Raw genomic sequence first — 13,909 nt, 5'->3', positions numbered from 1 at the left:
GGCGCCACAGCCAGGTGCGGTGGAGGATAGCGGGATCACGCTGGCCAGTACGCCGTCCGCCAGGCCTTCGGGCCCGGGTGCGGCACCCGGCGGCCCGGCACCATGCGCGCCGGGTCCGACCACTCGTCGGTCTCGTGCGCTGCGGGCCCGCCGACGACGAGCGCGGCGGCCCGCGCGCGGACCACCGCCAGTGCGGCGGCCAGCTCCTCCGGGGTGGGGTTGCCCCGTACGACCTTGATCATGGTGTATCCCCTCTGCGCGTCGCGGCGGCCTGCTGCCCACTGCCGCCCGTAGTCGAACAAATGCCCTGAAGTACGTGACCTTAAAGCGGAATGTTCCCGTGCTTCTTCGGGGGCAGCTGCTCGCGCTTGGAGCGGAGCGTGCGCAGCCCCCTGGTGATGTGGCGGCGGGTCTCGGACGGCATGATCACAGCATCCACATACCCACGCTCAGCCGCGGCATACGGATTGAGCAGTGTGTCCTCGTACTCCTCCGTCAGCCGCACCCGCAGCTCCTCGCGCTCCTCGGGTGTCTCGGCCGCCACGAGGGCCTTGCGGTGCAGGATGTTCACCGCGCCCTGGGCGCCCATGACCGCGATCTGGGCGGTCGGCCAGGCGAAATTGAGGTCGGCGCCAAGGTGCTTGGAGCCCATGACGTCATAGGCCCCGCCGAACGCCTTGCGGGTGATCACCGTGATCAGCGGCACGGTCGCCTCCGCGTAGGCGAAGATCAGCTTCGCGCCGCGCCGGATGATCCCGTCGTACTCCTGGTCGGTGCCCGGCAGGAAGCCCGGCACGTCCACGAAGGTCAGCACCGGGATGTTGTACGCGTCACAGGTGCGTACGAAGCGTGCGGCCTTCTCGCTCGCGTCGATGTCCAGGCATCCGGCGAACTGCATGGGCTGGTTGGCCACCACGCCCACCGACTGCCCCTCGACCCGCCCGAATCCGGTGATCATGTTCGGTGCGAAGAGGCTCTGGGTCTCGAGGAACTCGGAGTCGTCCAGCACATGCTCGATGGCGCTGTGCATGTCGTACGGCTGGTTCGCGGAGTCGGGGATCAGGGTGTCCAGCTCGCGGTCCGCCGCCGAGGTCTCCAGATCGGCCTCCTCAGGGAAGATCGGCGGCTCGGAGAGGTTGTTGCTCGGCAGATAGGACAGCAGCGCCTTGACGTACTCGACGGCGTCCTTCTCGTCGCCCGCCATGTGGTGGGCGACCCCGGAGGTCGTGTTGTGCGTGCGGGCCCCGCCCAGCTCCTCGAAGCCGACGTCCTCGCCCGTGACGGTCTTGATCACATCCGGGCCGGTGATGAACATGTGCGAGGTCTTGTCCACCATCACCGTGAAGTCGGTGATCGCCGGGGAGTAGACGGCGCCGCCCGCGCACGGGCCCAGGATCAGGCTGATCTGCGGGATCACCCCGGAGGCGTGCACGTTCCGGCGGAAGATCTCGGCGAACAGGCCGAGCGCGGTGACGCCCTCCTGGATACGCGCGCCGCCGCCGTCGTTGATGCCGACGATCGGGCAGCCGGTCTTCATGGCGAAGTCCATCACCTTGACGATCTTCTCGCCGTAGACCTCGCCCAGTGAGCCGCCGAAGATCGTGAAGTCCTGCGAGTACACGCACACCGGGCGGCCGTCCACGGTGCCGTAGCCGGTCACGACGCCGTCGCCGTACGGGCGGTTCTTCTCGATGCCGAAGGCGGTGGAGCGGTGCCGGGCGAACTCGTCCAGCTCGGTGAACGATCCCTCGTCGAGCAGCAGGTCGACCCGCTCGCGGGCGGTCAGCTTGCCCTTCGCGTGCTGTTTCTCCACCGCACGCTGGGAACCGGCGTGGGTCGCCTCCACGGCACGGCGCTGATAGTCCGCGATTTTGCCCGCGGTCGTATGGATGTCGGGGCTGGATTCCTGCTCGGACACGGCCGGCGGCTCCTACTCGTCATCGGGTGCTCGTCTCGGGGCTACTGGTTCGTAGGTTATCGGCGGCGACCCGTCACGTCGCTGCGGCGTTGGACACACTCCCGGGGAATGTTCGGGGAGCCGCCGCCGTGACAGAGTGCCCGGTCACCCGGTGCCCGGATCAACGCTGCGGCGCCAGCGCGGCCCGGTACCACGGCAGGCAGCCCGCGAAGCCGTCGCTGAACTCCGGGCCCGGGGAGAGGCCGAGCAGCCGCCACAGCCGGGACGAGTCGTACCAGTGGTCGACCGTGAGGAGACCGAGCCGGCGGCGCCACACCGTGTTCTCCGGGCCGCCGAGCAGTTCGAGTGCACGCCGGCGCGACACGTCTCCGTCCGGCGGGGGCAGTTGGAGTCCGCGCGCCACGTCGGTCAGTACGTCCCGCATCAGGACCGGCCTCGGGTGCGTGGCGTGCAGGGCGCGACCGGCGGGCAGCATCCTGGCACGGGCCAGGCCGGTGATCGCCCGCGCCAGGTCGTCCACACGGGTCAGCGAGGTCCGTGCCCGGCCGCCCTCCACCCAGTACGGCAGGGCGGTCAGCAGCTCGGCCAGCGCGGGGACCACCCAGGTGTCCCCGGTGCCGTAGACCAGGTGCGGGCGCAGCACCACGCCGCCCGCCGCCCGTACCCGCGCTTCCCCGGCCAGTCGGGAGGCACTGGTGACCGAGGCCGGACCGTACGGCAGGCCCTCCTCGTGGGCGCCCCGGTGCGGGGAGTCCCGGTAGACCGCCGTGGTGCTCAGCTGGATGATCCGGGTGACGCCCGCCCGCCTGGCCTCGGCGAGCAGGGCCCGGGTGCCCTCGTCGTTGACCGCGCGGCACAGTTCGGGGTCGCCGCCGATCTGGGAGGCCAGGTGGAGCACGGTGTGCACGCCGTCGCAGATGCCCCGCAGCGATTCGGGCCGTGCGAGGTCGGCGTGCGCCGGTTCCACTTCCGCCTGGCGGGTGGGCTGGTGCCCGGTGCGGTGCAGGAGGAGGCGTACGCGCGCGGCGGGTTCGGCCTGGCCGCTCCGGTCGGCCAGCAGCGCGGTGACCCGGGCGCCGACGAAGCCGGTGCCGCCGGTGACGAGGACCGTCTGCCCGGTCATCTGCCCGCGCTCTTCCAGTAGTTGACGGTGCGGCGGCCGTGCGGGTGCGGGGCTGCGCGGAAGCCGCGGTCATCGGGAACTTCCATGGACGTAAAAGGCATCGGAGGTTGTCCTTCCGGATAATGTTGCGATATGGCAAGAAATCTTCTCGGGGGCAAGCACGCGTTGATCACCGGTGCGAGCAGCGGGATCGGCGCTGCCGCCGCCCGGGTGTTCTGCGAGGAGGGTGCGGCGGTCACCCTCGTCGCCCGCCGTGAACGCAGACTCGCCGAGCTGGTGGACGAGCTGCGGGAGGAGGGCCACCGGGCGGCGTACGCGATCGCCGACGTCACCCGGGCCGAGGAGGTGGAACGCGCCGTCGCCACGGCCGTCGCACACTTCGGCGGGCTGGACGCGGCGTTCAACAACGCCGGGACCGGCGCGCGGCAGACCCCGATGCATCTGATGGGCGACGACACCTACGACGCGATCATGGACACCAATGTGCGCGGTGTGTGGAACTGCATGCGGCTGGAGATCGAAGCGATGCTCGGGCGGGGCGGCGCCATCGTGAACAACGGCAGCACCGGGGGCTTGGTCGCCACCCCGGTCGCCGCCCCGTACGTGGCCTCCAAGCACGCGGTGCTCGGGCTGACCAAGGCCGCCGCCGCCGAATACGCGGCGCACGGCATCCGGGTCAACGCGCTGGCCCCCGGCACCACCCGTACCGAAATGGTGGAGCGCTGGCTGGAGGGCCTGCCCGGCATGGAGGAACAGCTGCTCAAGCTGGCGCTGCTGCCCCGTGCCGCAGAGCCGGCGGAGATCGCCCAGGCCGCCGCCTGGCTGTGCAGCGACCGTGCCTCGTTCGTCGTCGGCGCGACCCTGCCGGTGGACGGTGGCTGGACGGCGCGCTGAGCGGGGGCCGGGGCCGGTGCCGGTGCCGGTGCGGGGGAGGCGGTTCACGTCGGGCTCGTCTCGTCGGACAAGGCGGGCGTGTGCGCGGTGGTGCAGGGGCGCTCCACGGGGCGGCAGGAGAGGCGCGCGCCCGCGCGGCGAGGCAGGGGGACCTCACCACGCGGGCGCTTGGCGGCAGTTCACGGTTCTCTCTGAGGTGCTGACCGCGGGGCTATTCCGCCGTGGCCGCCCCGTGCAGCCGGGCCTCGAAGACGGGCAGGCCGTCCTGGTGGCCGGTGACCCGCACCGCGACGCCGTCGGCGGTCTCACGGGGGGCTTCCGCTTCGATCCAGCAGGGCGAGCCGAACTCCACGTAGCGGCTGAAGCTCAGGTCGGCGGCCGAGGCGAGGAACGAGGCGTGCGGTGCGGCGACACAGGCGGCCTGGTGGGCGGCCTCGACCAGGACCATGCCGGGGATGTGGTCGTTGGGGTGGTCGAAGAACGCCAGGTTGCCGGTGTCGGCGCGCAGCTGCCAGCGGCGGGGGCTGCCGGTGGGGGAGAGGACGACATCCCCGGCCTCGGTGCGGCGGACCGCCCGCGGGCTCAGCGGCGCGGGCAGCGGCGTGGACGGATCGGGCATGGGGCTGGTCTGCTCACCGCGTATCCGGCTGTAGGCAGCGGGCGACATGAGGCTGTAGCCGGTGCCGCCCTCCGCCACGGCCCGGCCCTCCCTGTGCAGGGCCATGCGCAACTCGACGTCGGCGGGCACGGTGCCGCGCCGGCGCAGTTGCGCGACGTGCACCTCGACGACGACCTCCGCCGGGTCTTCACCGGCCGCCATCTCCTCCGGCAGGGACTGCTGGCGCAGGTCCCGCATCACGAAGTGGTGGCCGAAGGGGACGCCGAGCTCGGCGTGCGAGACCAGAAGTCCCGTCTGCCGGACCGTCTCCAGGACGAGGGCGCTGGGATAGCGGCCCTCCACCGGGTGGAACCGGCGGTGGTCGGGCAGCCAGCGGACCCGTACCGACAGACGGGTCTCGCTGTGGCGCGTCCAGCCGGTGGGCAGGACGTCGTCGGCGTGGGTGCGGTTGACCAGCTCCTTGGCCACCGGTGTGAGCGCCGGGCGGAGTGGAGCGGCCGGCGGCACGGCCCGGTGGGCCGCTAACGCGTTGGTGCGGGGGTGTCTGGCCTTCGGTGCACGAGTACGTAACGTCATTGTTCTCCCCTAACGGTGACGTTCAGTCAGCCTCGGCAGCTCGCTGCGGAGGCTCATATCTCTGCGGATATCTCTGCGGAGGCTCTTGCGGGCGCGGCCTGATGTGCGCCTTTCGACGGGTGATCTTGCTATCCGGCGCCAGCGGTAATTAAGATACAGGCTTGCGGGTTTGTTTTTCCATGCTTTGTACGTCAAAAGCGCGTGAGTGAACGGCCCATGGTGGCTGGCGAGACGGGAGGACCGACCAGGTGGCACAACAGGAGCGTGCGGTCATCACGAGGCGGGCGGTTCTCGAAGCCGCCGGCGAGGTGTTCGCCGAGCGGGGCTACGGGGCGGCCACGATCTCGGACGTCTACACCCGGGCCGGGGTGACGAAGGGGGCCTTCTACTTCCACTTCCCCTCCAAGGAGGAACTGGCCCAGGAGGTCCTCGACGGACAGGTCTCCGGGCAGGTCGGCCATCTGGGGACGGCGGGGCCGCGTTCCGGCCCGGTGAAGCTGCAGGGCGTGGTGGACTCGGCCCTGCTCGTCGCCTACCGCCTGACCTTCGACAAGCTGCTCCAGGGCAGCATCAGGCTCTCCATCGACCTGGGCAACGTCCTGGACCGCCGCCGTCCCTACGGTGCCTGGGTCGAGCATCAGGTGACCGTTCTGTCCGAGGCCAAGGCGCAGGGCGAACTGCTTCCGCACGTGGAAGTGGCCCCCTTCGCCCGGGTGCTGGTCGGCGCCTTCTCCGGGGTGCAGCTGATGTCGGAGGTGATGACCGGGCGCCGCGACGTGGAGCAGGAGATCGCGACGCTCTACTCGCATCTCATGCCGTCCGTCGCCGTGCCCGCGGTGCTGGCGCAGCTGGACATCTCCCCGGATCTCGGCCGCCGCCTGATGGCCGAGACGGTGCGCGACGAGGGGGCCCAGGAGGGCTCCTGACGTCCTGACGGAAACGGGGCGGGTCATCGGACACTTCGATGGCCCGCCTCTTGCATACCCGCATGCGGGTTTGTTTTCATCGTCACCAACTCCTACGGGAGCCAGCGGACGCGGAAATCGGAGACGCAAGGGCGTACCCACCACGGGAGTAGCCACATGATCAAGCTTGACGACATCCGGAGGCATGCCGCCGCCGGTCCGGACCGTACGGCCCTGGTGTCCGGCCGGACCCGGCTGAGCTGGGCCGATTTCGAAGACGTCGTGGAGCGCGTGACGGCCGGGCTGGCGGCACGGCTTCCCGGGGGACGCGTCCCCCGCGCCGCGCTCCTGGCCGACGCCCGATGGGAAACGGCAGTGGCCATGGCCGCCTGCGCCACCCTCGGAATCTCCTGCACCGCCCTGGACCCCACGCCCGGCACCGACGCCCTCACCCGCGCCCTCGGCCAGATCAGGCCCGGCCTCCTCTTCGTCGCCGAAGGACAGCTGCCGCTGCTCGACGCCTGCCCCCTGCCGGAGGGCCCGCGCGCCCTGCGGATCGTCCTGGAGGCCGGAGGGGAGCGGCCCGACGCCCCCGGCACCGTGACCTTCGCCCAACTGCGAACCGCTGAACCCCTCCGCGAACTCCCGCAGTCCGACTCCCGCGAATCCCACGACTCGCATGGCTCGCACGACTGCCTCGACCTCGCCCTCGTCCCCGGTGACGGCACCGGCACCGGCGGACCGCGCTTCGCGGTGCGCCCCCTGGCGGCCGATCCCCGGCAGCTCGTCGACCTGGTCGACGAGTTCGGCTTCGACTCCGACGACATCCATCTCAGCGCGGCACCCCCGTGGGAGCCGATGGGCCTGGTCCTCACCCGTACGCTCCTGGCGCTCGGCGGCACTGCCGTCATGGCCCCGCACGACGCACCGGAGGAACTGGCAAGGATCATCACCGAGGAGCACGTCACCACCGGGGCCATCGATCCCGGGGCACTCACCGGGCTGCTCGCCCACCCGGCCTCGGAAACCCTGGCGCGCACGGCGCGGCTGCGCGCGCTCTTCACGCTCGGACGGCACCTCGGCCGCTGGAGTGTCAACACCGCCTGGGAGCGCCTCGGCCCGGTCCTGCACCTGGCCGAGGCCACGCCCGAGACCGGCATCACCATGGTGATGCCGCCGGAGGAGTCGCTCGTCGCGCCCGCCCGTTCCGGACGGCCGACCCTCGGCAGCACCCTCGTCGTCCTGGGCGAGGACGACGCGGTGCTGCCCGACGGCCGGACCGGACGCCTCGCGGTCTCCGGGCACCAGGTGATGGACAACTACCTCGACGCCCTCGAAGGTGACACCCCCTTCGCCACCGTCCGCGTCGACGGACACCTCCAGCGGTTCTTCCTCACCGGTGACCTGGGCCACCGGGACGAGCGGGGCCGGCTCGTGGTGACCGGGCGCAGCACCGGGCCCGTCGCACTGGCACGGGACACCGACGCCGACGCGGCGCTGTTCCGGCTGGAGTCGGACCTGCTCAACCTGCCGTGCCTGCGGGACACCGCCGTGATGCGGGTCGACGTGCCCGCTCTCGGAGACGCCCTGATCGTCGCCTTCATCGCGGTTGCCGTCGGCCGGGAGGGCAGCGGATACACCGCGCTGAGCGCCGCCTGCGCCCGGCGCGTCCCGTCGCTGCCCGCCCATGTGATCGCCGTGGACACCATTCCGTACAGTCCCACCGGCCGGATCAGCACCACGGAGCTGCTCGACGCGGTAGTCCCGATCATCACGTTGAACCACCAGCTGGAGCAGTCGATGCACGGGGAGCTGTCCGCATGAGCCGGCCGTACGCACCCGAGGAGCACGAGCCCCGCATGCCCGAGGAGGACGGTCTCGGGCCCGGTCTCTTCGACCTGGAGCGCGAACTGCTCGAACTGCCCTGCGTCCGGGAGGCCGTGGTGCTCCCCGTCCGGCTCCCGGAGGTGGGAGAGGTGGCGCTCCTCGCGTTCGTCCCCCTCGGGTACGGGCAGGAGACGGCGGGCCGCCGTGCCGTCCTCGCCGCCTGCGGCCGCTGCCTGCCCGGGGCCTTCGCGCACGCCGTCGCGACCGACGGGATACCCCGCGGCGCGAGCGGCGCAGTCCGCTCCGGCCTGCTGCTGGACCAGTTGCTGCCGCAGATCGCCCGGGACCTCGTGTCCCCGTTCTCGATGTCCGACTGACCGGACACTGAAGACCGAACATTGAAGACCGAACGCCGAACGCCCAACGCCGAACGAGCACAGCCGGTCCGGTGAGACCGCGGCTGAGTGGCCGCAGAATGGAGCACCGTCGTGCAGTTGCATCAGTTACGCGCGTTCCGCGAGGTCGCGAGGTTACGCAGCTTCACGCGTGCCGCGCAGCACCTTCACTACGCCCAGTCCAGCGTCACCGCCCAGATCCAGAACCTCGAAGAGATCGTGGGAGCCCCGCTGTTCGACCGCGGCGGACGCCGGATCGCGCTGACCGAGGCGGGCCGGTGCCTCCTCCCGTACGCGGAGCAGGTCCTCACCCTGGTGGAGACGGCCCGCCACGAGGTGGCCGCGGTCGCCGCCGGCGGCCCGTGCCGCCGGCCTGGTGCCCAGGCCCCCACCAGCCACTCCCCGGCCGCCCGGCCGCCCGCCACGCGGGCGGCACCCACGCGCGCGGCCTGAACGGTCCTGCCGCCTGGACTCCGGCGGTCGCCCGGCCACGATCCGCGGAGTCCCTCCCCCGGATCGGACCGCCCCGCACGTCCTCATCCGGGAAGGAACGACACATGGACCAGGTACAGCCCGCCCCGCGCCGACCGATAGGCGGCTGACCCATGTCCGGCGGACCCTCGATCGGCGTGGTGGGAGGTGGCGGGGCGGCGGTCTGCCTGATCGACGCCCTGTCCCGCACCCTCCACGAGCCGGGCAGTCTCACCGTGTTCGAGCCCTCACCGCACCTGTGGCGTGGCCGCGCCTACCAGGTGGACACCGAGACGCTCCGGGTCAACACGGAGTCCCACGACATGTCCGTACGAACCGGTGACCCCGGGCACTTCGACCGCTGGCTCCAGGCGAGGGACCGCCTCACCGGCATCCGGGAGGGCGTCGACCGGATGACCGGAGCCCGCTTCCCCCCGCGCTCCGTCTACGGCGAGTACCTGGAGCAGACCGCCTACGCCGCACTCGGCGAACTGCGCCGCCAGGGCTGGCGGGTCGACATCATCGGCGAGGCCGTCACCTCCGCCGACCGGCTTTCCCACGAGGTGGCGCTGCGCACCGGCCCCGGCCGCGCCATGGTCTTCGACTACGTCGCGTTGTGCGTCGGCGGTGACGGTGCCCAGGACGCCTACGAACTGTCCGGCACGGCGGGATTCGTCGGCGACCCCTACCCCCTGGCGCGCACGCTGGACGGCATCGGCGAGCAGGACCACGTCGCCGTCATCGGCAGCGGCCTCACCTCCGTCGACATCATCCTGGCGCTGGCCGCCCGTGGGCACCAGGGACGCATCAGCCTGCTGTCCAGACGCGGCGTCCTGCCCGGCGTACGGCAGAAGCCCGTCCCCTTCGAACTGCGCCACTTCACCCCCGAACGGGTCCGCGCGCTGGCACGCAAGCGGCGCGAACTGTCCGTGGAGGACATCGCCGGCGTACTGCGCGCGGAGTTCCGGGACGCGGACGCCGACCTCGACGCCGTCGTGACGGAGATCCTCCGGGTGGACCTGGAGGACCCGGCCGAGCGGCTCCGCCGTCAGATCGCCGAGGTGGACTCGCCCCACCTGGGCCTGCGCATTCTCCAGCGGGCCGTCCCGGAAACCGGTCCGGACTGCTGGCCGGTGCTCCGGGAGCAGGACAAGGTCCAGCTGCTGCGCGCCCACTACCGCACCATCATGAGCCTGTGCTGCCCCATGCCGCCCAGCAGCGCGTCGGTACTGCTGGAGCTGGTCGAGGCGGGGCAGCTGCAACTGGTCACCGGGCTCCTGGACATCGCACCGGCCTCCGGCGGCGGCTTCGGCGTCGTCGCCGCGGACGGCACCGAGTTCGGTGCGGACAAGGTGGTCAACGCCGTGAGCGCGGCCGAGGGCCGCATCCCCTCCGGAGCCCGGTCCCTGGCGAGCTCGCTGATGCGCTGCCGGGCCGCCGTGCGGCATCCGCGCGGCGGGCTGCGGCTGGCCCCCGCCACCAGCAGGCTCACCAGCGGCGGCAGACCCGACCCGCGCCTTTACGGGCTCGGCAACATCGCCGCCGGGGAGCTGTTCTTCACCTTCGGCGTCCCCTCGCTCGTCGACCGCAGCCGGGACATCGCCGGCGCGGTACTGGAGCACACCGACGCAGTCAGGTCCGCCCGCGCCCCGCGCGACCTCGTCGCCGCCTGAGAGGAACGACACCGCCCATGAACACCCTGACCCCGGTGAACAGACCGGCCCCGGCCCGCGCGCCACACCTGGCGGACACCGTCACCGGCCTGCCCATTCCCGCCGCTCCCGAGTTCGCCACGTACGAGGAGGAGCGGCGCCACGGCAGGCAGCGGCTGGCGGCCGCCCTGCGGCTGTTCGGGAAGTGCGGCTTCGGGGAGGGCATCTCGGGCCATGTCTCGCTGCGTGACCCCGAGGACCCCGGCCTGTTCTGGGTAAACCCCTTCGGCCGCTCCTTCCGGCAGGTGCGGGTCGCCGACCTGATCTGTGTGGACTCCACCGGGCGGGTCGTCCGCGGCACCGGCCGGGTCAACCCCAGCGCCTTCGTCATCCACTCCCAGATCCACGAGCAGCACCCCGGCGTCACGGCCGCCGCCCACGCGCACACCGTGCACTCGCGTGCACTGGGCGCACTGGGCACCCTGCTGGACCCGCTCGACCAGGAGTCCGCCGCCTTCTACGGACGGCAGGTCCTCTACGACACCTACGAGGGCCCGTCGGTGTCGGTGCGGCAGGGGCGCGACATCGCCCAGCGGCTCGGTGACGGCCGGGCCGTCCTGCTGCGCCACCACGGCCTGATCACGGTGGGCGGCACGCTCGACGAGGCCGCGCACTGGTTCATCTCGTACGACGGCTGCGCCCAGGTGCAGCTGCTCGCACGCGCGGCGGGCACTCCGCGGGTGCTCACCCATGAGCAGGCCCTGGCCGCGGGCGCCGGATTCGGCGACGGGGAGCTGGGCCGCTTCAGCTTCCAGCTGCTGTACGACGAGATCGTGCGGGAGGAGCCGGACCTGCTGGAGGAGTAGCCACGGCCACGTCGTCTGCGCACCGTCTCAGCACGGATGGAGGTTCCGCTCGCCATGAAACCGGATGACACCGCCAGCACCACAGCCAGCACCACAGCCAGCCCCACCACCAGCACCAGCACCAGCACCAGCACCGCCACCGGCAGCGCCACCGGCGGGCAGCCCGCCTGGCCCGATCCGGCCGCCCTGGAGGACGTCACCGGCCGGCTCGCCCTCGAACCACCGCTGGTCAGCGCCGCCGGGTGCGACCGGCTGCGCGAGCGGCTGGCCCAGGTGGCGCGCGGCGAGGCGTTCCTGCTCCAGGGCGGCGACTGCGTCGAGACCTTCGACGGCCTGGCCGCGGGCCAGATCCGCGCCAAGGTCGGGACGCTCCAGCAGACAGCGGGGGTGCTCTGCTGGGCCGTCGGCCTGCCGGTGGTGACGGTCGGCCGCATCGCCGGTCAGTACACCGCGCACGGCACGCCGCCGACCGAGACCCGGGCCGGAATGGAACTGCCCGCCTACCGGGGGGACTGCGTCAACGACACGTTGTTCACCGCCGCCGCCCGCACGCCCGACCCCCGGCGGCTCGCCCGGATGTACCACGCCTCGGCCGCCACCCTGGAAGTGATCCGGGACCGCACCGCCGACGGCCGCTCCGGAACGGCGGAGTTCTACACGAGCCACGAGGCGCTGATCCTGGACTACGAGGCCGCGCTCACACGCCGCGACCCGCGCACCTCGCAGCCGTACGGACTCTCGGCCCATCTGCTGTGGATAGGCGAGCACACCCGCCGTCTGGACGGCCCGCATGTCGAGTTCGCCGCCAGGGTCCGCAACCCCGTGGCGGTCGAGCTCGGCCCCGGCACGGCACCCGGCGAGCTGCGGGGTCTCGTGGACCGGCTGGACCCGGAGCGGGAGCCGGGGCGGCTGACCCTCATCGCCCGGATGGGCCGGGAGCGGGTCCGTGAGCTGCTGCCGCCGCTGATCGAGGAGGCAACCGGCCAGGAGGCCCCGGTCGCCTGGATCTGCGACCCCATGCACGGCAACACCACCCTGGCCGCCGACGGTCGCCCGACGCGCCGCTACGACGACGTGCTCGACGAGCTCACCGGCTTCTTCGAGGCACACGCGGCGCTCGGCACCCGGCCCGGCGGCGTCCATCTGGAGCTCACCGGTGACCGCGTCACCGAATGCACGGGCGGCCCTCAGCCGAACCCAGCCTGCCCGCCCGGGTGGTACGAGTCGGCCGGCGATCCACGGCTCAACCGTGACCAGTCGGTCGGTCTGGCTTTCCACATCGCCGACTTGAGCCAGCGGCTCGCGGCGCGGCCCCCGTCGCCACGGGCCGGGCACACCCAAGGCACCGCGCGCGCCGGGCGGGGGTGCCGGACGGACGCGGCGGAACGGACGCGTACACCCGAGGGCCCCCGTCACGGGAGGACAGCATGAGCGACCGGCAGGGCCCATCGCACGGCGGGGTACCGCACGGCGGCGCCCGGTACCGCGGCGGTCCGCAGCTGTGGCTCGAGCATCCCGGCCGCCGCCGACTCGGCGACGGCACCCTCGCACCGCTGGTGCGCACCGGGCTGGTCACGGGGATCGCCCTCGGTCCGGCCGGTCTGAGCCGGGCGCTGTCCGCCGATCCCGCCGCATATCTGCCCCAGTTGGGCGGGCTCCCCCGCACGGTGACCGCCGCCTCGGCGGTACGTGCGCTGCTCGTCGAGGACGCCCGCCGTGCCGCCGCGCTGCTCGGGCGCACCCGCTGCCCGGACGTGGGCCGCCCGGACGTGGACCGCCTGGGCGAGGGCTCGGACGGGGCGCGGGAAGCCGCGGTATCCGTGCCGCTCGATCCGGCGCTTGCCCATGACGCCGGCCGGACGGTCGTCGAGGCGCGAACGCTGTGTGAGGCCGTCGGCAGTCCCCGGCTCCTCGTGAGAATCCCGGCAACGGCCGCCGGACTGACCGCGATGGGCGACTGCCTGGCGGAGGGCATCGGGGTGGACGCCTCCCCGGTCTTCTCGCCCGACCGGTTCGGCCAGGTCGCCGACGCGATGCGGACGGGACTCGCGCGGGCCGGAGCGGCGGGCGGCGACCCCTCCCGGATCCCGACGGCCGTCACCTACTGCACGGGCGGGCTCGACACCGAGGCCGCCTGGTATCTCGAACGCTGCGGTGACCGCCGGGCGTTGGAGCTGCGGGGCGAGGTGGCCGTGGCGGGTGCCCGCCTCGCCCATGAGTCCTGGCGGCGGAGCGGCGTCCGCCCGCCCCGGCTCGTATGGTGCACCGGCTCGGTACCCGCTTCCGCGCACGCGATCCGGTGCGGGCTGCGGCTGTCCGCCCCGGGGACCGCACACCTGGTCTCCGAGGTCACGGCCGCGATGGTCCCGGAGGCGGGCGGCGCGCCGGCGGCCGACCGCGTCAGCGGCCGCTATGACGAAGCCCGGCGGGTGCTGCGGACCCTGGAGCAACTGGGTATCGGCCACTGTGCCCTGACGGAGCGTCTGGAGGGCGACACCCTTGCGCGGCTCAGCGCCTCCTGGCAGGAGCTGACCTGGCAGGTGGCGGCCAGTCTGCGCAGCCACGAGCGGACTCGGCAGCGGGCCTGAGCGCCCCGGACTCTTCGAAGTTTTCGATAGTCACTAGAAACCAGCATGCAGGTATGTTTCTCTCGATTCAGTACG

The 13,909-nt window shown here is 72.4% G+C and carries 13 protein-coding genes; 9 read left to right on the top strand and 4 right to left on the bottom strand.

Features of this window, described 5'->3' with window-relative positions; translation table 11 throughout:
* Positions 1 to 35 precede the first annotated feature (35 nt).
* The 3 genes from LHJ74_RS33395 to LHJ74_RS33385 all read right to left on the bottom strand — a co-directional run bounded on the left by LHJ74_RS33395 (position 36) and on the right by LHJ74_RS33385 (position 3,041).
* The gene (locus LHJ74_RS33395) at positions 36 to 242 is read right to left on the bottom strand and encodes an acyl-CoA carboxylase subunit epsilon (RefSeq protein ID WP_260222097.1); all 207 of its coding nucleotides are present in this window, start codon (positions 240 to 242) and stop codon (positions 36 to 38) included.
* Between the two features lie 80 nt (positions 243 to 322).
* On the bottom strand, positions 323 to 1,918 hold the full coding sequence (locus LHJ74_RS33390) for an acyl-CoA carboxylase subunit beta (RefSeq protein ID WP_260222096.1): 1,596 nt from the start codon (positions 1,916 to 1,918) through the stop codon (positions 323 to 325).
* Positions 1,919 to 2,078: 160 nt separating this feature from the next.
* Complete coding sequence (locus tag LHJ74_RS33385; RefSeq protein WP_260222095.1) at positions 2,079 to 3,041, bottom strand: NAD-dependent epimerase/dehydratase family protein; 963 nt, start codon at positions 3,039 to 3,041, stop codon at positions 2,079 to 2,081.
* Between the two features lie 132 nt (positions 3,042 to 3,173).
* Here LHJ74_RS33385 and LHJ74_RS33380 point away from each other — a divergent pair, with 132 nt between their 5' ends.
* Complete coding sequence (locus tag LHJ74_RS33380; protein WP_260222094.1) at positions 3,174 to 3,935, top strand: SDR family NAD(P)-dependent oxidoreductase; 762 nt, start codon at positions 3,174 to 3,176, stop codon at positions 3,933 to 3,935.
* Positions 3,936 to 4,146: 211 nt separating this feature from the next.
* On the opposite strand, the gene LHJ74_RS33375 is transcribed toward LHJ74_RS33380, so the two are convergent.
* Positions 4,147 to 5,130 carry a ScbA/BarX family gamma-butyrolactone biosynthesis protein gene (locus tag LHJ74_RS33375; protein WP_511262227.1) on the bottom strand — a complete coding sequence of 328 codons (984 nt, stop codon included), beginning with the start codon at positions 5,128 to 5,130 and terminating at the stop codon, positions 4,147 to 4,149.
* A gap of 248 nt (positions 5,131 to 5,378) precedes the next feature.
* Here LHJ74_RS33375 and LHJ74_RS33370 point away from each other — a divergent pair, with 248 nt between their 5' ends.
* The 8 genes from LHJ74_RS33370 (at position 5,379) to LHJ74_RS33335 (ending at position 13,834) form a co-directional block, all read left to right on the top strand.
* Positions 5,379 to 6,056: a ScbR family autoregulator-binding transcription factor gene (locus LHJ74_RS33370; RefSeq protein ID WP_260222091.1), complete on the top strand. Its 678-nt coding sequence runs from the start codon at positions 5,379 to 5,381 to the stop codon at positions 6,054 to 6,056.
* 156 nt (positions 6,057 to 6,212) lie between these two features.
* On the top strand, positions 6,213 to 7,859 hold the full coding sequence (locus tag LHJ74_RS33365; protein WP_260222090.1) for an AMP-binding protein: 1,647 nt from the start codon (positions 6,213 to 6,215) through the stop codon (positions 7,857 to 7,859).
* Positions 7,856 to 8,239, top strand: coding sequence for a hypothetical protein (locus tag LHJ74_RS33360; protein WP_260222089.1), 384 nt, complete (start codon positions 7,856 to 7,858; stop codon positions 8,237 to 8,239). Before LHJ74_RS33365 ends, LHJ74_RS33360 begins: the two co-directional genes overlap by 4 nt.
* A 111-nt stretch (positions 8,240 to 8,350) precedes the next feature.
* A complete protein-coding gene (locus tag LHJ74_RS33355) occupies positions 8,351 to 8,710 on the top strand; it encodes a LysR family transcriptional regulator (RefSeq protein WP_260222088.1) in 360 nt (119 codons plus the stop codon).
* A 152-nt stretch (positions 8,711 to 8,862) separates the two neighbouring features.
* A complete protein-coding gene (locus LHJ74_RS33350; protein WP_260222087.1) occupies positions 8,863 to 10,401 on the top strand; it encodes an FAD/NAD(P)-binding protein in 1,539 nt (512 codons plus the stop codon).
* A gap of 17 nt (positions 10,402 to 10,418) precedes the next feature.
* Positions 10,419 to 11,246 carry a class II aldolase/adducin family protein gene (locus LHJ74_RS33345; protein ID WP_260222086.1) on the top strand — a complete coding sequence of 276 codons (828 nt, stop codon included), beginning with the start codon at positions 10,419 to 10,421 and terminating at the stop codon, positions 11,244 to 11,246.
* Positions 11,247 to 11,300: 54 nt separating this feature from the next.
* Complete coding sequence (locus LHJ74_RS33340) at positions 11,301 to 12,677, top strand: 3-deoxy-7-phosphoheptulonate synthase (protein ID WP_260222085.1); 1,377 nt, start codon at positions 11,301 to 11,303, stop codon at positions 12,675 to 12,677.
* A complete protein-coding gene (locus tag LHJ74_RS33335) occupies positions 12,674 to 13,834 on the top strand; it encodes a transaldolase family protein (RefSeq protein ID WP_260222084.1) in 1,161 nt (386 codons plus the stop codon). Before LHJ74_RS33340 ends, LHJ74_RS33335 begins: the two co-directional genes overlap by 4 nt.
* Positions 13,835 to 13,909 lie beyond the last annotated feature (75 nt).

This window comes from Streptomyces gossypii, from assembly GCF_025165795.1.
GTDB lineage: Bacteria > Actinomycetota > Actinomycetes > Streptomycetales > Streptomycetaceae > Streptomyces > Streptomyces gossypii.
This window is presented reverse-complemented; position numbering and strand designations above follow the sequence as displayed.

Coding starts and splice junctions, on each gene's coding strand:
- LHJ74_RS33395 (WP_260222097.1), bottom strand. CDS start 242: ATGATCAAGGTCGTACGGGGCAACCCCACCCCGGAGGAGCTGGCCGCC.
- LHJ74_RS33385 (WP_260222095.1), bottom strand. CDS start 3,041: ATGACCGGGCAGACGGTCCTCGTCACCGGCGGCACCGGCTTCGTCGGC.
- LHJ74_RS33380 (WP_260222094.1), top strand. CDS start 3,174: ATGGCAAGAAATCTTCTCGGGGGCAAGCACGCGTTGATCACCGGTGCG.
- LHJ74_RS33375 (WP_511262227.1), bottom strand. CDS start 5,130: ATGACGTTACGTACTCGTGCACCGAAGGCCAGACACCCCCGCACCAAC.
- LHJ74_RS33365 (WP_260222090.1), top strand. CDS start 6,213: ATGATCAAGCTTGACGACATCCGGAGGCATGCCGCCGCCGGTCCGGAC.
- LHJ74_RS33360 (WP_260222089.1), top strand. CDS start 7,856: ATGAGCCGGCCGTACGCACCCGAGGAGCACGAGCCCCGCATGCCCGAG.
- LHJ74_RS33350 (WP_260222087.1), top strand. CDS start 8,863: ATGTCCGGCGGACCCTCGATCGGCGTGGTGGGAGGTGGCGGGGCGGCG.
- LHJ74_RS33345 (WP_260222086.1), top strand. CDS start 10,419: ATGAACACCCTGACCCCGGTGAACAGACCGGCCCCGGCCCGCGCGCCA.
- LHJ74_RS33340 (WP_260222085.1), top strand. CDS start 11,301: ATGAAACCGGATGACACCGCCAGCACCACAGCCAGCACCACAGCCAGC.
- LHJ74_RS33335 (WP_260222084.1), top strand. CDS start 12,674: ATGAGCGACCGGCAGGGCCCATCGCACGGCGGGGTACCGCACGGCGGC.